The following is a 16,877-nucleotide window of genomic DNA, read 5'->3' on the forward strand; positions in this document are numbered from 1 at the left end:
TGCTGTTCCTGCAGGGCTTCCACAACTGGACCCTCAACCCCTTCCACATGATGGGAGTGGCCGGCATCCTCGGCGGTGCTCTGCTCTGCGCCATCCACGGCGCCACGGTGGAGAACACCCTGTTCGAGGACTCCGAGCAGGCGAACACCTTCAAGGCGTTCGAGCCCACCCAGGAAGAAGAGACCTACTCGATGGTGACGGCTAACCGCTTCTGGAGCCAGATCTTCGGGATCGCCTTCTCCAACAAGCGCTGGCTGCACTTCTTCATGCTGTTTGTGCCGGTGATGGGTCTGTGGACCAGCAGCATCGGCATCATCGGCCTGGCCCTCAACCTGCGCGCCTACGACTTCGTGTCGCAGGAAATCCGCGCCGCTGAGGACCCCGAATTCGAGACCTTCTACACGAAGAACATTCTGTTGAATGAAGGTCTGCGTGCCTGGATGGCACCGGCTGACCAGCCGCACGAAAACTTCGTCTTCCCTGAAGAGGTTCTGCCCCGCGGTAACGCCCTCTGATTGGCCCCCAACTGTGGCGACATGCCCATCCCACTGGCGCCCTGCGGGGCGCCTTTTTTATTGCCCGCGTTCTGGCACTTGGCCGCTGGGCGCCGCTAGAGTTTCCCAGTCCCGTCAGCAGTGATGTGGAGCCGCTGAATCCCTTGGGTTGAGCCGGTTTCGAATGCATCGCCGGTTGGCAACAATTCCCCAAGGAGGAGGTGCTCATGAGTTCCAGTTGTTCTATGCAGGGTCTGCTGATCGCGGAGAACGCCGGCTGATTTCGGCGACTGATTCCTGATCATTCGGTTCCGCGCCAAAGCGGACCCGGCGAGAGCCCCCGGTGAGCCAGGCCCAGCCTGTGCTCACCGGGGGCATCGTTTTGCAGGCCTTGATATCAGATTGCCCGGTCTGGCTTGGGCTGGCTGGAGCTCGCCACCAGATCCGGTTGACGCATCAGGGCGCCGATGCCCACCAGTGAAGGGAAGGCCACCGTGGCCATGCGCAGCACCAGGGTGACGGCCAGGGCTTCGGAGCGACCGCTGCCGTAGAGCATCGCCAGACCGATGGAGGTGGCCTCGCTGGTGCCGAGGCCCGCCGGCAGCAGTGACACCACCCCACCCAGGCCGGTGGCGGTGCGGATCACAGCGGCGTGTTGCCAGCTCAGGGCCGTTCCGAGGGCCGCATAGAGCCCCACCAGCAGGCCTGCCTCTGCCAGCCAGGTGCTCACCGCCAGCAGGGTGCCCACCAGGAGAGGCCAGGGTTTCATCAGTTGCCGTACCTGGGCCATCGACAGCAGGCCTTCGCGCAGGAGGCGCGTGAGCCCCAGCCAGCGCCCATGGCTTGGCAGGCGCTCCAGCCCCCGCTCCAGCCGTTGCAGCATGCGTGGGTGCGTGAATAGCCAGCCGCCGGCCCCCAGCACGGCCATCGCCACCAGCACCGCTAGCAGCACCTGCCCACCCAGGCCCCAGCTGAGCACCAGCAGGGCGCTGGCGAGATCCCCCAGCCGCTCCGCCAGGGTGATGCCCACCCCCACCTGTAGGGGAAAGCCGTGGCGCCGCTTCAGCCACAGGCCCCGCAGAGCCTCACCGCCTCTGCCAGGCGCTGCGATCAGGGAAAGGCCCGCAAGGTAGATGCGGCCGCTTGCCCGCCAGGCCAGGCCGAAGCCCAGGCGCCGCAGATAAAACTGCCACCGCTGGAACAGCACGGCGTGGCTGAACACCACAACGGCGGGGGCCACCAGCCACCACCCCCAGGGCAAGCGCTGCAGCGTTGATCCCAGCTCCTGAAGGCCAAAGGCCAGGCTGAGGCCCAGGTAGATCAACAGGGCAGCCACCAGTGCCAGCAGCCAGCGCCGCTTCATGGCCGCACCTTCATCGGGCTGCCCTCATGGAATGAAGCGCAGTTTGCGGGCGGCGTAGAGGCACATCCGCGCCAGGATCAGCCCCTCCTTCACGTGGGCAATGTTGGAGCTGCCATAACTGCGCTCTTGATAGCGCACGGGCACTTCCACGATTTTGAGGTTGAGCTTGCTGGCGCCGAACAGCAGATCAAAGTCGCCGAAGGGATCAAAGTCGCCGAAGTAGCTGCGGCCTGCCTTGAGGCGTTCGTAGTCGTGTTTCCAGATCACCTTGGTGCCGCAGAGGGTGTCCTTGAGGCGCTGGCGTAAGAGCCAGGAGAACACGGCGGCAAACAAGCGATTGGCGGCTGTGTTCAGTGGCGGCATCGCATCCCAGCTGCGGGGATACACCAACCGGCAGCCATTCACGAATTCTCCGCGCCCATCGGCCATGGCCTGGGCAAAGCGCGGCAGATCTTCGGGGCGCACGGTGAGGTCGGCATCGAGGATCATCAGCACATCGCCTTCGGCCTGCTCGAAGCCCAGCCACACGGCATCGGCCTTGCCCTTGCCGCTCTGGCGAAACTTGCGTAACCGCAGCGGGCCTTGATAGTTCGCGCAGACCCGTTCGATTTCCGCCCAGGTGTCGTCGGTGGAATGGCCTTCCACGAAAAGCACTTCTGTGAATCGGCCCAGTTCCGGTAGCCGTTCGATGGCCGGGGCGATATTCCCCGCTTCGTTGCGGGCCGGGATTACCACACTCACGCTCGGATCCTGGCGCTCTTGCCGGCCGGGCCGGGCCACCATCCAGTGGGTGAGACCCAGCTGCTCGAGCCCCGGCAACTGGCTCAGCCAGCGGTTGGCGAGTGGTGTGAGCAGCGGCAATCGCCGGGGGAGCAGGCAGCGGTGCCCCTCCTTGAGCACTTCCCAGCCAGCGAGGTCCAGCAGGTTGGCCACATCGCGGGGGGTGAGCCAGCTCTCGGGCGGTTGGGGTTGGCGCTGCCCCAGTTGTTCGGCGGCTTTAAGCAGCGGTTGCCACAGCCAGTTGTGGAAACTCACCACCAATCGGGTGCGCGGGTGGCAGAAGGCCTCCAGCCGCTCCAGCACCCCCTGAACATCCCCCAGGGTGTTGAGGGTGTTGGGCAGCAGGATCACATCGAAAGGCTCGCTCTCGCCGATCGAGCTGGGCGAGATGGTTTCCGCATCGGCCGCCAGGATCCGCAGCTGGGGATGGCGCCGCTGGGCGGCCTTGGCCAGCTCAGGCTCCAGTTCAATCCCCACCCCATGGCCTGGATTCAGGCCGGCCAACAGGTCGCCCATGCCACAGCCGATGTCCAGCACCCGCTGGCCCGTGGGTACCAGCAGCCGATGCAGGCGCTCTAGGTCGTCGTAGTAGGCGCGATTGCGCTGGCGGAAGCGGAGCTGCTGGTTGGATGGCGTCATGACTTGAGCAGGGACATGGCTTGGGGCAGATCCAGCCGCAGAGCGCTGGCCACGATGCGCAAAGTGCGCAGGGTGGGTGTGGTCCCACCGAGCCTGGCAGCCCGGTCGAGGGCCGCCTGGGCCGCCCAGGGTTGAAAGCGATAGAGCTCCACAACGCCAAGGCCCACCAGGGCATGTGGATTGCCGGGATCTCGCTGGGTGATCTGCTGGAGCGTGATGGCGGCATCGCCCGCGTGGCGCTGTAGGGCTTGGGCCAGGGCCAGGGCGTAGAGATCGTTGAGGTTGCCCGGATCACGGCTGAGCCGTGAGCGCAAGATGGCTTCGCCATCACGCAGGTACACCTGATCGGGATCGGTTTGGTTGAGCTGTCCTACCCGCCCGAACAGAGGATCCAGTTCGCCGCGGCGCAGTTGTTGGCCCAGCTCCACAAGCACCGCCACGCGGTTGGTGGCCAGCCCCGTGGTGGTGGCCAGGGGGCCAGGGGCTGCCTGGATCTCCATGGGCTCGGTGGACAGCCGTAGGGGCATGGCGTTGCCCTGGGGGGAGAGCAACACGGCCTGCGGCTGGTAGGTGCCGGCGGGCAGGGAGGCGGGAATCGGCATCGCCAAACGCTCCTGCACGCGCACGCAGGTTGTTCCGCTGAGGTTGTTCAGCAGGAGCAACCCCTGGCCGAGGGCGTGATCGGCCCGCCAGCCGGATTCCCCCGATGTCCAATCCAGCAGCAACCGGGCTCCGCGCAGGCTCTGGCTCGGCCCCGAAAGACTCAGCGCCAGGGGCGCGGTGGCGCCAGCTTCCACAGGAGGGTTTGGATTGATGGCTAGTTCCATGGCCCTGGGCCCGCCGCAGGGCACCGGTTGCACCGCGAGGCTGAGGGTCTGGCGTCGCATCAGCACCGCCGCGCTGCCATCGGGCAGGGGCCAGCGGCCAACCTCCACAAAGGCCGGGGATTGGCTCACCATCCGGCTGAGCTGAGCCTGGCGCTCATCGCTCATCACCCCTTGATCGCCGCCCTTGAGCAGGAACCAGTCGAAGCCGTTGAGGTCGTGATCGAGGCGCTCCAGGGGCGCCACTGTTTGGCGTGCGGCCACGCGGAAGTGCTGCCGCCGCCCCTCGGCCTCCAGGTTGAAGGCATTGAGGGCTTCGCTGTCTGGCAGCACCGCCAGGGTGGAGAGCTGATGGGGGCTCTGCTGGCGGATCGTGGCCACGATCTGGGCTACGGGCCAGCGGGAGTCCCCATTGGGTAAGTGCTGAGGAAAGCCGGTGAGATCGCGTCCCCAGCCGAACTGGTTCCACAGCACCCCGGCTAGCCCCAGGGCCAGCAGACTGGCCTGCCAAGGCCGGCGCCAGCGGCTGTTCACGCTCGCCACCAGAACCCCCAGCCCCAGGGCCAGCTGCGGCAGTAGTGGAAGCACAAAGCGGAAGTCCTTGCTGGTCATCAGCACGGCCACCAGCAGGCCCCCCAGGGGCAGGCTGAGCCACCACAGCAGCCGGGCTCCCTGCTCCTGCCCCACCCGTGGGAGCCGATCAGGCCAGCGACCTTGCTGCAGTTGCTGTCCGAGGGCCAGGGCGGCGCCGGCCAGCACCAGGCCCACCAGGCCACTGCCGGCCATGGTGGGCAACAGTTTCGGGTAATAGAGCCAGCCCTCCAGGGAGTTGGCTTCCAGGCCGTCCTGGTAGGCCACGCCCCACTGACGGGCCTTGTTGATGGTGGAGAGGATCGTGAGCCAGTTCTGGCTGAACCAGGGCCAGCTCACGGCTCCGGCCACCACCGCGGCCAGGCCCAGGTGCAAGGCCGCACCGAAGCGTCCAGCGCGCAGGCCGCTGAGCCCGTGCAGGAGCAGCCACAGCAGCGGCAGCCACAGCAGCACCAGGCCCGTGGGCCTGGTGAGGACCACGGCCCCCAGCCCGAGCCCGCTCAGCCCACTCCATAGCCAGGGGCGCTGCAGTGGGAGCCAGCGCCGGGCGCTGAGTAGCCACCAACAGCTGGTGAGCACGGCCGTGAGGCTGAAGTCGATCAGATAGTCGGTGCGTTGGTTGAGCAGGGCTGGTGCCACGGCGCAGAACCAGGCGGCCCAGAGGCCGGCGCTGCGGCTGTGCATGAGCCGGCCCAGGCCATACACGCTGGCCAGCAGCCCAGCGTTGAACAGGCCGTTGGCGGCCATGGCGCTGCGGTAGCCAGGGCCCCACAGCTCCAGCACGGGCGCCGAAACGATGTAGGTGAGTGGGCCCCGGTACGTGGGCGATTGGTTCCAGAGCTCCTGCCACCAGCTGCCACTCCACGGGGCGGCTTGGCGCAGCACCCGCCAGAAGCCCAGGGCGCGGCTGAGGTGATCGCCCTGATCCCAGGCGGGGGGCAGGTGGTGGCGCTGCAGCCACAGCCCATCGGCCAGTAGGCAGGCCAGCCAGAGCAGCAGCAGCAGGATCCAGTCGCGGCGATCGTGGCGTGAAACGTGCATCAGGGCCGCGCTTGCACCAGCATCCATTCGCCCAGATCATCGCCCGATGCCAACGGCTGCAAGGCCGCGCCCTCGGCACTCGTCCCAAGGCGTTTGGGCACCCAGGCCCGCTGGCCCGGTGCCAGCGCGTTCAGTCCATCCAGGCGAGGGCCCAGCTGGGGCGTGCCCAGGGCCAGCAGGATCAACTGGGCGTGTCCATCACCACTGAGGGGATCCGGCACAACAACCGCTACAGGGCCCTGCTGCAGGGCCTGGCTGAGGGCTGGTGCCGCCAGGGCTTGGCGCATCTGGGGGCTGCGATCGGTGAACAGGCCTGTTTGCACCAGCAGCAGCAGGGCTAACCACGGTCCTGCCAGGCAGGCGATCAGCACGGAGCGGTCCTCGCGCTGCCAGGGCAGGGCCAGCCAGCTGACTCCCAGCCCCAGGGCCGCCAGCCCATAGGGCCAGGGGGCTTGCCATAGCCCAATCACGCCCGCCACGGCCAGGAGGGCTCCAAAGGCGGCGATCAGCCAGGCCAGCCAGCGTGGCCGCGCCTGATCCGCTTGGCTGAACCGCTGCAGGGCCGCCGCCGCGGCAATGGCCAGAAAGGGGGTGATCTGCAGGCCGTAGTAGGGCGTTTTGGTGCGGAAGCAGCTCAACAGCACCACCAGCAACAGGGGAGTGCCAAGCAAGGCCAGCCGCTGCTCCTGGCCCCAGTGGCGCAGGCCCAGCCACCAGCCGGCGGCGGCCGCCAGGCACCAGGGGGCCGTGTTGGCGGGGATGTTCCAGAGGTAATAGAGGGGGCCGGCGCTGTAAACGTCGCTTTTGGAGAGGTAGAGCAGCTTCTGCAGCAGGCCCCCCACCACGGCCGGGCCGTACTGCTGCAGGCTCAGGCCCAGCCACAGCAGCACCGGCACCCAGCCCAGCAGTAGCCAGCCCCAGAAGCTGGGCCGCGCCAGCAGCCAGCGGCGGCGCAGCAGGGTGAAGGGCGCCATCGCGGCCAGGGGCACCGCCACCATGAAGCCCTTGATCAGGAAGGCTGGGCCCACCCAGCTGGCGGCGAGGGCCATGGGCCACCAAGGCCCGTCGGGCCGGGCCCGCACCAGGGCCCAGAAGCCAAGGAGTTCCAGGGCCAGCAGCGGCATGTCCTGGCCGGCCTGGTGGGCGTGATTGATCCACAGCGGTGTGAGGGCCAGCACCAGGGCACTGATCCAGCCGGTTCCCCGGCCCAGCAGCTCCCGGGCCAGGGATGCGGTGAGCACGAGGCAGGCGGCGGCGGCCAGCAGGCTGGGTAGATGGGCCACCCAGGGCTCGGGCCCCAGGAGTTGGCGGGCCGCGGCGATCAACCACTGCAGGCCAACTGTGCGGTCGTAAAGGGGGTCCCCCCACCAGAGGGGGGCTAACCACTGGCCGCTCTCCTGAATCCAGCGGCCCTGCAGGGCGTAGTAGCCCTCGTCGTGGGCGAGAAAGCTGCGGGGGGCTGCCGTGAGCAGCAGAGGTAGAAAGGCCAGGGCTGCCAGGAGGCGCCACCACCGGCCCATCCCCTCGGCCACGTGTCCGGGGCTACGTGTCATTGCGGTTTGTGGCACACCGGGGCTGGGGGGCAGGTGGATCCTGCGTCATCTTCTCCTCAGACGCTCTGCGTCGAAATCCTCTTTTGGTGTGAGGACCATGAAACTGTTCCAGAAGCTTCTTCTGGCGCCTGCTGCCCTGGGCCTGATGGCTCCTGTGGCTGCATCCGCCGCCGACCTGAACATTGCTGGCGTCAGCCAGTACGGCTCCGAGGAGCAGGTGACTTCGATCACCCAGTTCTCCGACGTGCAGCCCACCGACTGGGCGTATCAGGCTCTGAGCAACCTGATCGAGCGCTACGGCTGCGTTGCGGGCTACCCCAACGGCACCTACAAGGGCAAGCAGGCCATGACCCGCTATGAAGCGGCCGCCCTGCTGAACGCCTGTCTCGACCGGATCACTGAAGTGACCGACGAGCTCAAGCGCCTCATGAAGGAGTTCGAAAAGGAACTCGCCGTGCTGAAGGGCCGCGTGGATGGCCTCGAGGCCAAAGTGGCCGAACTGGAAGCCACTCAGTTCTCCACCACCACCAAGCTGAAAGGTATCGCCACCTTCGTTCTGGGCGCTAACAGCTTCGGTGGCACCGCCAACACCGCTCGCAACGGCGGCACCACCGGTAACCAGTACACGGCTGCTAACACGGCTGCGCTTGAAGGTGCTACCACCTTCAACTACGACGTTCGCCTGAACTTCGACACCAGCTTCACCGGTAAGGACCTGCTGCGCACCACCCTGCGCGCTGGTAACTTCGCCGATTCCGCGTTCACCGGCGGTACCAACCAGCTGGAAATCGCCTTCCAGGAAGGCTGCGGCACCGGCGTTGACTGTGGCGACGTCGTCGCCATCAACCGCCTCTTCTACCAGTTCCCCCTGGGCCAGAAGTTCACCGCCACCGTGGGTGGCAAGGTGCGTATCGACGACATGCTGGCCATGTGGCCCAGCGTGTATCCCGCTGACACCGTTCTCGACACCTTCACCTACGCCGGTGCTCAAGGTGCCTACAACCTGAACGCCCTGGGTGGTGGTGCTGGCCTCTGGTACAAGGACGGTGGCTTCAGCTTCAGCAGCAACTACGTGGCTGTGAACTCTGACGCGGCTAACTCGAATCCCGCTGCCTGCATCAACAACGGCACCACCCTTTGCGGTGGTGTTGGCACCGCGGCCAGCCAGTCGGCTTGGGTGAACCAACTCGCCTACTCCGGCAGCAACGCTGGTATCGCTGTGGCTTACACCTATGGCCGCGGCCTGGGTCTGCCCAACGCCACTCCTCTGGCTCTGTCCCAAAGCAGCGCAACCGCTGCCTCCAACTCCGTTGGTGTGAGCGGTTACTGGCAGCCCTCCAAGAGCAGCATCATCCCCTCCTTTAGCGCTGGCTGGGGTATCACCGGTTATACCAACCGCCTCTACACCCAACCCAACCGCTCTGCTGGTTTCAGCAACGGCCGTCAGGCTCAGGCGCAGTCCTGGATGGTGGGCATGCAGTGGAGCGATGTGTTCCTCAAGGGCAACTCCGCAGGTATGGCTGTGGGCCAAGTTCCCTTCGTTACCAGCAGTGGTGTCGGTGGCGTGACTCCCCAAGACCAGAACTACGCCTGGGAGTGGTGGTACAAGTTCCAGGTCACCGACAACATCAGCGTGACCCCCGCTCTGTACTACATCTCCAACTCCAACGGTCAGCTGGGTAAAGGCGGTCTGGCGGCGGTCGGCGGTACCAACACTGCCAACTACGCCACCAACTCTGTCAACAACTTCGGCGGCATCCTCAAGACCACCTTCAAGTTCTGATCCTCGGCAGAACGGGAGCCTTCCTCACACATTCGGGCTCCCAACCACTTCTCACACAGCAACATCTCACCAAAGCCCCGGAATACTCCGGGGCTTTTTTATGGCCTGCCGATGGATGTATCCCAGCGCACGGCTGGTTGTGCTGGTGGTGCGGCGGCCAGGCTGCAGGCTGCCGTAACTTGGCGCCAACTCCCTTAATTGGGAGCTCCTCGATTGGTGTGAGGACCATGAAACTGTTCCAGCAACTGCTGCTGGCCCCCGCTGCCCTGGGCCTTCTCGCGCCTGTGGCTGCTTCGGCCTATGAGATTTCTGCCGCTCCCAGCGGCATGAACGACTACATCCAACAGGGCGACCTGCACAACTTCCGCGTTTGGGCGGATCAGAACCAGGTCACCAGCGTCAGCCAGTTCGCCGACGTGCAGCCCACCGACTGGGCTTACCAGGCTCTGAGCAACCTAGTGGAGAAGTACGGCTGCGTGGCCGGCTATCCCAACGGCACCTTCAAGGGCAAGCAGGCCATGACCCGCTATGAAGCGGCGGCTCTGCTCAATGCCTGCCTTGATCGCGTGACGGAGATCACCGACGAGCTGCAGCGCCTGCAGAAGGAATTCGCTAATGAATTGGCTGTTCTGAAGGGTCGTGTGGATGGCCTCGAGGCCAAAGTGGGCGAACTGGAAGCGACCCAGTTCTCCACCACCACCAAGCTGCAGGGTGACACCTACTGGTCCATCGGTGCGCCTGTGTACGGTGGCAAGAACAACAACCTGACTAACGGCACCCAGCGTAATAGCAGCCTCTTCGGTGCAACCACGTTTAACTACGACCTGCGCCTGAACCTGAACACCAGCTTCACAGGCAAGGATCTGCTCTATACCCGTTTGCGTTCGGGTAACTACGGCAACAGCGCCTTCAATGGCCAGCCTTACAGCTTGATGACGCTGGATCGTGCATTCGGTGGTAACGCCGGCAATGCCAACAACCTGAATAACGTCTTCCAGCTTGATCGTCTTTACTACCGCTTCCCGGTTGGTAAGGAGTTCACCGCGATCGCAGGCCCCCGCGCTCGTAACACCGAGTTCCTGGCGATCAGCCCCTCCTATTACGGCGACTTCCAGGGTCTGGACTTCTTCACCCTGCATGGCGCTCCCGGCACCTACAACAAGGCCACCGGCGGCATGGCTGGCTTGATGTGGAAGCAGTCTGTGAAGAAGGGCAAGCCTTTCTTCGCGGTGTCCACCAGCTATGTGGCCCCGAATGCCGACAACTCCAACACTGGAACCGGCGCCGCAGGATCTCCGACCCAAGGCGGCATTTTCAGCAACAACAGTGGTGGCAGCTGGACCACTCAGTTGGGTTATCAGGCCCAGCAGTGGAAGGCCACCTTCGGCTGGCGTTATGGCCAGTGCGGTCAGTCTGTGAACCGCCGCGGTACTCAGGCAGCCGTTCAAGCTGAGACCTGTGGCACCACGGCCACTGGCACCACCTCCACCGCTTGGTCTAGCACCAACACCAACAACAACTTCGCGCTTGGCCTGGCCTGGCAGCCTAAGAAGGGCGGCACTGTCATTCCTGCGATCAGCGGTGGCTGGGGGTATAGCGCCTACTCCTACACCAACCAGAGCGCTCCGGCTGTGAGCACGTCCAACACCGGTGTGAGTTCCGCTGGCATCAGCAATGCTCTTGCTCCTACCAATATCGCTGCAACCCAGTCTTGGAGTGTGGGCCTGCAGTGGAAGGATGCTTTCGTGAAGGGCAATTCGGCCGGTATGGCCGTGGGTCAGCCCTCCTTCGTGACCAGCACCCGCAACGGCGTGACCCCGTTCGATGGCAACTACGCCTGGGAGTGGTGGTACAAGTTCCAGGTGAGCGACAACATCTCCCTGACCCCGATGCTCTTCTATTTGAGCAACCCCAGCAGCGCTGGTGCTAATGGCGGCACTACTGCTGCTCCGATCAACACCAACGCCAACGTGTTCGGTGGGATCCTCGCCGCTCAGTTCAAGTTCTGATTCTTCAGAACCGCACCACTCCTCACGCGCTCCTCGCGCTCACTCACACACCAGAACAACAGGCCTCCCGGAAACGGGGGGCTTTTTCATGGCTGTGCGTGCGGGCGCGTCTTGGATGATGGGGTGGCTTCCGTTGTGGCGAGCCCCTCGCGATGTCCCTGCCCCCCACTGATCCCTATCAGGTGTTGGGGGTGCCCATCACGGCCAAGGCAGCCGAGATCAAGGCGGCCTACCGGGCGCTGGTGAAGCAGCATCACCCGGATGCGGGCGGTGATGAGCATCGGATCCTGGAGCTCAATGCCGCCTGGGAGGTGCTGGGGGATGCGCAGCGCCGGGCTGATCACGATCGCCGCCATCCCGCGAGCGTTGCCGCCGGGCCTGGGCATGCCGTGGAGGTGGGCCGGGCCGCGCGGCGGGCCACGGCGCAGGCTTCTGCCGTGGATGCCCAGCTGCAAACCTGGCTCCAGCAGGTGTATGGGCCCATCGATCGGCTGCTGGGCCAAGTGATCAATCCCTTCGCTGGGCAGCTCAGGGATCTCTCTGCCGATCCCTACGACGACCAGCTGATGGAAACGTTCTGCCAGTTCCTGGAACAGAGCCAGGCCAAGCTGCTCAAGGTGGACACGCTCTATCGCTCCATGGCGGCGCCGCGATCGGCCCAGGGCTTCAGCCTCAGCCTGTATCACTGCCTCAGCCAGGTGCAGGACGCGCTTACGGAACTCGAGCGCTACACCATGGGCTACGTGGACAGCTACCTGCGCGATGGGCGCGAGATGCTGCGGGAGGCCAAGCAGCGCCGCTCTCGGCTGCATGAGGAGCGGCGCCGCCTGGAGATCTGATGTGGCGCCCTGAATTCAGTACGCCTCCAGTTGATCCAGGCGCAACCACACATCAGGCACCGGGCGGCGGTAGCGCAGCTGGGCATAGTCGCCCTTCATGGCCAGCACCTCGGCGGGCCCCTCGAAGAGATAGCCGGGGGCGGCTGGATCGCTGGCCTGAGCTTCCAGGCTGGCGCTGTAGGCGCTGCGGCTCACCTTCACCAGGCTGCCTTTTTTGATCGGGGCCACCGGCGCGGCGGTCGTCGGTGTGTCAGCCATGGGGAGTGCGAGCAGCAGGGCCAGGCTAAAACGTCTGCAGTTCAGTTTTGGCCCGTGTCCCCAAGCCTGGCCCTGCTGCTGGTGATGTTCGGCGGGCTGTTGCTGCTGGCGATGTTCCTCGATGATCTGGCGGCCGAGATCAAGGTGCCCGGCATCCTGCTGGTGTTGGTGCTCGGCCTGTTGATCGACAACGACCTGAGTCCCGGCGCTGGGGGTTCAGTGCCCCTGCTCAGCTTTGCGGCGGCCGAACAACTCGCCCAGTTGTCCCTGGCGTTGGTGTTGTTTTTCGGTGGCCTCACGGCGAACTGGACGCAGATGAAACCGGTGCTGGGCCCTTCCCTGCGGCTGGCTGTGCTGGGCTCCCTGCTCACGGCGGGCTGCCTCAGCCTGGTGGTGATGGGCTTTCAGAGTCTGCCCGCCACGGCTGTGGATGTGAACGTGCCGGTGGCCCTGTTTGTAGGGGCGATGTTCTGCAGCACCGATGCCTCGGCCGTGCTCAGCCTGCTGCGTCCCCTGCAGGGGCGGCTGCCTAAGCCCTTGCTGGACCTACTCGAGTGTGAGTCGGGCCTCAACGACCCCATCGCTGTGGTGTTGGCGGGGTTGGCCCTGGCCATTGCCGGCGGCGGTGAAGCCCAGGTGGAGCTCTTGATGGTGGCTGTGGTGCGGGAGTTCCTGTTGGGGGCGTTCCTGGGTTGGCTGGGTGGCAAGGCCGCCGCCGGTCTGCTCAGCCGCCGCCAAGCAGCGGCGTATGGCGGTTTGGCGATCGTGCTGAGCATGGCCCTGCTGATGCTGATCGTGGGTGGCTCAGCCCTGGTGGGAGCCAGTGGGCTGCTGGCTGCCTACGTGATGGGTGTGGTGCTGGGCAATAGCCCGGAGGTGAACCGCGCGGCCCTGGAAGAGAGCCATTCGGGGTTTGCCAAGTTGGCCGAGCTGACCCTGTTTCTCTGCCTTGGCCTGGTGGTGATGCCCTCCGATGTGGCGCTCTCCTTCAAGTACGCCCTGGTGCTGTTCGTGGCCGTGCTGCTGGTGCGCTGGCTGGTGGTGCAGCTGTTGCTGGTGCGCAGCGGTTTCCGGCGTCGGGAGCGCACCTTCACCGCCATGGCGGGCCTGCGCGGAGCGGTTCCGATTGCCATTGCGATCCAGGCGGCGTCGAGCTCCGTGCCCTGGGGGCGCGATATGCCCCCCTTCGCTCTGGCGGTGGTGTTATTGGGCCTTGTGCTTCAGGGCTTCGCCCTGGTGCCACTGGCCCGGCGGCTGGGTCTGGTGCGGGCCCCTGAGCCGGAACTCTCTTCTTAACCTGATCAACGAAGCGATGCACTGAGGGGCGACATGCAGATTCTGCTGCTGGGTTGCAGTGGTTTTGTCGGCCGGGAGCTGGTGCCCCTGCTTCTGAAGGAGGGCCACAGCCTCACCTTGATCAGTCGTTCGGGTCAGCCCCTGGCGGGTCTCCAGCACCCGAACCTTCAGCGCATCGCGGCGGATCCATCCCAGCCCGCCAGTTGGCAGCGGCCCGATCTGCAGGGTGCCCTGCAGGCCTCCGATGCGGTGGTGAATCTGGCAGGGGAGCCCATCGCCGAGAAGCGCTGGACTGCCGAGCATCGCCAGCTGCTGTTCGATAGCCGCATTCACACCACCCGTGCGCTGGTGCAGGCCATGGCGGCCTTGCCCGAGGGGCAGCGCCCCCAGGTGCTGATCACGGGCTCGGCCATCGGTTACTACGGCACGAGTGCGGATGGGCGCTTTGAAGAGTCCAGCCCAGCCGGGAAGGATGTGCTGGGTCAGCTGTGTAGCGCCTGGGAGGCGGCTGGTCAGGAGGCCAGTGGCCTCTGCCGGGTGGTAACGCTCCGGATCGGCATCGTGCTGGCGGCCGATGGGGGTGCCCTGGGCAAGATGCTGCCCGTGTTCCGCCTCGGTTTTGGTGGCCCGATCGGCACCGGGCAGCAGTGGATGAGCTGGATCACCCGCCGCGATCTCTGTGGCTTGATTGCAGCCGCCCTGGAGAACTCCGCCTACAGCGGGGTGTACAACGCCGTATCTCCCAACCCCTGCTCCATGGCCCAGTTCGCCGCCGCCCTTGGCCGCTGCCTGGGGCGGCCCAGCCTGCTGCCGGTACCGGCAGCGATCCTGCAGGTGCTGCTGGGGGATGGCGCCAAGGTGGTGCTAGAGGGCCAGCAGGTGCTGCCGGTGAGGCTGCAGCAGCAGGGTTTTGGCTTTCGTGATCCGGAGCTCACTGGGGCGCTCGCCGTTGCCACCAGCCCAGAATCCAGCCCAACACGCCGCTGAGGATGGCGGCCCCCATCAACAGGCCGATGGCCGGCGTGAACAGGGGCTCCCACAGGCTCTGAAACAGGTTCAGCGGGGCCTCGATGTGGCGGCTGTGGCAGAGCACGGCAATGCCGAACCAGATTGCTCCCGCGATCACCACGAACACATCGATCACCAGCAAGGTGTCGATCCAGCCCTTGAGGCGCTGGCCGATCGAGGGCTCCGCTGGCTTGGAGGGCTCAGTCATGGCGGTGGTGGTGCAGGCAGGCCGCGATATCGATGGCCATCCTGGCGGCACCGCCCCCGCTGCCGATGCGCTCGAGGCCGTTCCGTGCCAGCTCTTGTTGCCAGCGCGGTTCAGCGCTGAGGCGTTTGAGCAGCTCGGCGCAGAGGGCTGCCGTGGCGCGCAACTGGGTTTCACTACCACTGGCCCCTTCCGCGCAGAACAGGGCGGGGCCCAGCAGGCGCCGCTGGGCCTCAGCAAAGTTGGGTGTGAACTGGGGGCCGCCCCCCGCCAGCTGCACCACGGGTTTGGCCAGCCCCACGCTCTGTTCGGCGGCGGTGCCGGTCATCGAGAGCAGCAGATCGCACTGCTGCACCACCGCCGGGAACCGGCCCCATTCCAGCTGCAGCTGCAGTGGGCCACGCCTCAGGCTGCAGCGCTCCTGGCTCTCCAGGTTCAACCCCCAACCCAGGCGGCTCGCCAGCGGTGCCACTTCCTGGGGGGTGAGCTTGCCCACCAAGGCCGCATGTAGCCCCAGTCGGGAGGGCTCCCGTAGTTCTGCCGGCAGCCGTTCCAGCACCTGCAGCATCAGTTCCAGGTTGTGGAGGGCTTCCGGCAGTCGGCTGCCCGGCAGCAGCCCAAGCCGCTGGAGAGGGGCTCCCCCCAGGGGGGCGGCGGCGGCCAGGGCACCATCAAAGAATGGGTTGCCAAGGAAGCTCACCGGCCTGCGCAGTTGCACGCTCAGGTCGGCGGCGGTGAGGGCATCGCGGCTGTACACCCGTAGAAAGCGCTGGCTCTGTAGGCACTCGCCGCAGGGCCAGGGCAGCCGCAGCCGCCCCTCGTAATGGCTGGAGTAGGCCACCAGGTAGGTCACGGTGGGCCGCCGGGTGATCCAGGCCGCCAGCACGGGGATCACATCCCCCACCACCAGGATCAGGTCGTAGCGGTGGGCCAGTCGCAGCAGCAGCAGCAAGCGCCGCAGCAGATAGGCCACCTGGCCCTGCAGCACTTCCGTGAGCCGGCCCACCAGGCTGGTGTAGCCCAGGCCGCCGGTGCTGTATTCGCGGGTGCGGCCCAGCCGGCTGAGGCCCGCCTGCTCGTAGGCGCGACCGTGGCCCACCAGGGGGAGTGCCTCCACCTGGTGGCCCAGCTGCTGCAATTGCCGGCCGATCAGGGCTCCACTGAGATCCTCGCCATGCCCATTGCTGAGCAGCAGGATGCGCTGGCCGCTGCCGGTTTGGCTCACCCCTGTAGCCAATCTTTCACCTTCAGCAGGGCCTGCCAGTCGGGGCGCCGCGCCAGGCCGTCCTCCAGGGAGTCGTCGAGTTCCGCAGCCAGTTCCGGGGCCATCACCCGCAGGCGTTGCACCAGTTCGATGTGCTCACGCACGCCCTTGGCATTGGTTTCCAGCATCGCCAGGCTGAGGTTGATGCGGGCCTGGGGATCCTGGGGGTTGAGCTTCACGGCCATGCGGGCAGAGCGCAGGCCGGCCTGGGGCTGGTTGTCCAGCAGCTGCAGCCAGGCCAGGCAGGTCCAACCGGCGGAGAGGCGCGGTTCCTGCTGGGTGATGGCGATGAAATCGTCGATCACCTCCTCCACCGGCGCGCCTTGCTGGTAGCGGCCAATGGCCTGCTCAAACAGCGAGGCGCCGGTGCTGGCGGCGATGGTGGCGGCGTCTGAGGCGGTCATGGCGTGGCTGCAGGCCTGGTCGTGCCCTCAGATTGCCACCCGGGCGGTTCCGGCTGGCCTCACACGGCAAAGGAACTGCCGCAGCCGCAGGTTTGTGAGGCGTTGGGGTTGGTGAAGTTGAAGCCGCCGCCGATCAGGGCGCTGGAGAAGTCCAGCTGCATGCCATAGATGTAGAGCAGGCTCTTGGGGTCGCTCACCACTGTGAAGCTGGGGGCGCCGGTGGGTTCATACACGTACTGCTCGTCATCGCTGCGGATCTCGGCCGCCTCGATGAAATCCATCGTGTAGCTCATGCCGCTGCAGCCGCCCGAGCGCACACCCACCCGCAGCACCTTGGTGTCGCCCTGCTGGGTCATCAGCGCCGCCAGCTGCCTCATGGCGGGCTCCGTGATCAGGATGCCCTTGCCGTCCACGCCGGTGTGGGTGGCCTGGACCTGGGGGGCTTCGGGGCTGGCGATGTCGCTGGTCATCTCGGCCTTCACGCCTGTTGGGCCCACTTTATGAACGCTGCCCGGCCCCTGCCTGG

The 16,877-nt window shown here is 66.0% G+C and carries 15 protein-coding genes; 6 read left to right on the top strand and 9 right to left on the bottom strand.

The window, feature by feature from the left end; translation table 11 throughout:
* Positions 1–515, top strand: a 515-nt coding sequence (locus tag KBZ14_RS13980) for a photosynthetic reaction center family protein (protein ID WP_488657343.1), incomplete at its 5' end; no start/stop codon positions are given.
* A gap of 376 nt (positions 516–891) precedes the next feature.
* Here the strand turns inward: KBZ14_RS13980 and KBZ14_RS13985 are convergent.
* From KBZ14_RS13985 to KBZ14_RS14000, 4 genes are read right to left on the bottom strand one after another with little or no spacing between them, the layout of a single operon-like run.
* Positions 892–1,857, bottom strand: a complete 966-nt coding sequence (locus KBZ14_RS13985) for a lysylphosphatidylglycerol synthase transmembrane domain-containing protein (protein ID WP_255118958.1) — start codon at positions 1,855–1,857, stop codon at positions 892–894.
* Positions 1,858–1,881: 24 nt separating this feature from the next.
* On the bottom strand, positions 1,882–3,276 hold the full coding sequence (locus tag KBZ14_RS13990; RefSeq protein ID WP_255118959.1) for a glycosyltransferase: 1,395 nt from the start codon (positions 3,274–3,276) through the stop codon (positions 1,882–1,884).
* Positions 3,273–5,732 carry an ArnT family glycosyltransferase gene (locus tag KBZ14_RS13995; RefSeq protein WP_255118960.1) on the bottom strand — a complete coding sequence of 820 codons (2,460 nt, stop codon included), beginning with the start codon at positions 5,730–5,732 and terminating at the stop codon, positions 3,273–3,275. Before KBZ14_RS13995 ends, KBZ14_RS13990 begins: the two co-directional genes overlap by 4 nt.
* A complete protein-coding gene (locus KBZ14_RS14000) occupies positions 5,732–7,285 on the bottom strand; it encodes an ArnT family glycosyltransferase (protein WP_255118961.1) in 1,554 nt (517 codons plus the stop codon). The genes KBZ14_RS13995 and KBZ14_RS14000 overlap by 1 nt, the downstream gene beginning before the upstream one ends.
* Positions 7,286–7,382: 97 nt before the next feature.
* Here KBZ14_RS14000 and KBZ14_RS14005 point away from each other — a divergent pair, with 97 nt between their 5' ends.
* From KBZ14_RS14005 to KBZ14_RS14015, 3 genes are all read left to right on the top strand, one after another.
* Positions 7,383–9,068, top strand: a complete 1,686-nt coding sequence (locus tag KBZ14_RS14005; RefSeq protein ID WP_255118962.1) for an iron uptake porin — start codon at positions 7,383–7,385, stop codon at positions 9,066–9,068.
* Between the two features lie 227 nt (positions 9,069–9,295).
* Positions 9,296–11,077, top strand: a complete 1,782-nt coding sequence (locus KBZ14_RS14010) for an iron uptake porin (protein ID WP_255118963.1) — start codon at positions 9,296–9,298, stop codon at positions 11,075–11,077.
* 152 nt (positions 11,078–11,229) lie between these two features.
* Complete coding sequence (locus KBZ14_RS14015) at positions 11,230–11,916, top strand: J domain-containing protein (protein WP_255118964.1); 687 nt, start codon at positions 11,230–11,232, stop codon at positions 11,914–11,916.
* Between the two features lie 15 nt (positions 11,917–11,931).
* On the opposite strand, the gene ndhO is transcribed toward KBZ14_RS14015, so the two are convergent.
* A complete protein-coding gene (ndhO, locus tag KBZ14_RS14020) occupies positions 11,932–12,174 on the bottom strand; it encodes an NAD(P)H-quinone oxidoreductase subunit O (protein WP_255118965.1) in 243 nt (80 codons plus the stop codon).
* 54 nt (positions 12,175–12,228) lie between these two features.
* On the opposite strand from ndhO, the gene KBZ14_RS14025 reads away from it, so the two are divergent.
* Together KBZ14_RS14025 and KBZ14_RS14030 are read left to right on the top strand one after the other, a co-directional pair.
* Complete coding sequence (locus KBZ14_RS14025) at positions 12,229–13,470, top strand: cation:proton antiporter domain-containing protein (RefSeq protein ID WP_255118966.1); 1,242 nt, start codon at positions 12,229–12,231, stop codon at positions 13,468–13,470.
* A 33-nt stretch (positions 13,471–13,503) separates the two neighbouring features.
* Positions 13,504–14,457 carry a TIGR01777 family oxidoreductase gene (locus KBZ14_RS14030; protein ID WP_255118967.1) on the top strand — a complete coding sequence of 318 codons (954 nt, stop codon included), beginning with the start codon at positions 13,504–13,506 and terminating at the stop codon, positions 14,455–14,457.
* On the opposite strand, the gene KBZ14_RS14035 is transcribed toward KBZ14_RS14030, so the two are convergent.
* From KBZ14_RS14035 to KBZ14_RS14050, 4 genes are read right to left on the bottom strand one after another with little or no spacing between them, the layout of a single operon-like run.
* Positions 14,402–14,686 carry a DUF8620 family protein gene (locus KBZ14_RS14035; protein ID WP_255118968.1) on the bottom strand — a complete coding sequence of 95 codons (285 nt, stop codon included), beginning with the start codon at positions 14,684–14,686 and terminating at the stop codon, positions 14,402–14,404. The two genes, KBZ14_RS14030 and KBZ14_RS14035, sit on opposite strands and share 56 nt — an antisense overlap.
* On the bottom strand, positions 14,679–15,920 hold the full coding sequence (locus KBZ14_RS14040) for a lipid-A-disaccharide synthase-related protein (protein WP_255118969.1): 1,242 nt from the start codon (positions 15,918–15,920) through the stop codon (positions 14,679–14,681). The genes KBZ14_RS14035 and KBZ14_RS14040 overlap by 8 nt, the downstream gene beginning before the upstream one ends.
* Positions 15,905–16,351, bottom strand: a complete 447-nt coding sequence (locus KBZ14_RS14045) for a hypothetical protein (RefSeq protein WP_255118970.1) — start codon at positions 16,349–16,351, stop codon at positions 15,905–15,907. The genes KBZ14_RS14040 and KBZ14_RS14045 overlap by 16 nt, the downstream gene beginning before the upstream one ends.
* A gap of 59 nt (positions 16,352–16,410) precedes the next feature.
* The gene (locus KBZ14_RS14050; protein ID WP_255118971.1) at positions 16,411–16,821 is read right to left on the bottom strand and encodes a HesB/IscA family protein; all 411 of its coding nucleotides are present in this window, start codon (positions 16,819–16,821) and stop codon (positions 16,411–16,413) included.
* Between the last annotated feature and the right edge of the window lie 56 nt (positions 16,822–16,877).

The organism is Synechococcus sp. HJ21-Hayes (assembly GCF_024345835.1).
In the GTDB taxonomy this organism is placed as follows: Bacteria; Cyanobacteriota; Cyanobacteriia; order PCC-6307; family Cyanobiaceae; genus Vulcanococcus.

Excerpts from the sequence above, each read along its gene's own strand:
- KBZ14_RS14050 (WP_255118971.1), bottom strand. The coding sequence starts at position 16,821 with ATGACCAGCGACATCGCCAGCCCCGAAGCCCCCCAGGTCCAGGCCACC.
- KBZ14_RS14005 (WP_255118962.1), top strand. The coding sequence starts at position 7,383 with ATGAAACTGTTCCAGAAGCTTCTTCTGGCGCCTGCTGCCCTGGGCCTG.
- KBZ14_RS14015 (WP_255118964.1), top strand. The coding sequence starts at position 11,230 with ATGTCCCTGCCCCCCACTGATCCCTATCAGGTGTTGGGGGTGCCCATC.
- KBZ14_RS14030 (WP_255118967.1), top strand. The coding sequence starts at position 13,504 with ATGCAGATTCTGCTGCTGGGTTGCAGTGGTTTTGTCGGCCGGGAGCTG.
- KBZ14_RS13995 (WP_255118960.1), bottom strand. The coding sequence starts at position 5,732 with ATGCACGTTTCACGCCACGATCGCCGCGACTGGATCCTGCTGCTGCTG.
- KBZ14_RS14045 (WP_255118970.1), bottom strand. The coding sequence starts at position 16,351 with ATGACCGCCTCAGACGCCGCCACCATCGCCGCCAGCACCGGCGCCTCG.
- ndhO (WP_255118965.1), bottom strand. The coding sequence starts at position 12,174 with ATGGCTGACACACCGACGACCGCCGCGCCGGTGGCCCCGATCAAAAAA.
- KBZ14_RS14035 (WP_255118968.1), bottom strand. The coding sequence starts at position 14,686 with ATGACTGAGCCCTCCAAGCCAGCGGAGCCCTCGATCGGCCAGCGCCTC.
- KBZ14_RS13985 (WP_255118958.1), bottom strand. The coding sequence starts at position 1,857 with ATGAAGCGGCGCTGGCTGCTGGCACTGGTGGCTGCCCTGTTGATCTAC.
- KBZ14_RS14000 (WP_255118961.1), bottom strand. The coding sequence starts at position 7,285 with ATGACACGTAGCCCCGGACACGTGGCCGAGGGGATGGGCCGGTGGTGG.
- KBZ14_RS13990 (WP_255118959.1), bottom strand. The coding sequence starts at position 3,276 with ATGACGCCATCCAACCAGCAGCTCCGCTTCCGCCAGCGCAATCGCGCC.
- KBZ14_RS14010 (WP_255118963.1), top strand. The coding sequence starts at position 9,296 with ATGAAACTGTTCCAGCAACTGCTGCTGGCCCCCGCTGCCCTGGGCCTT.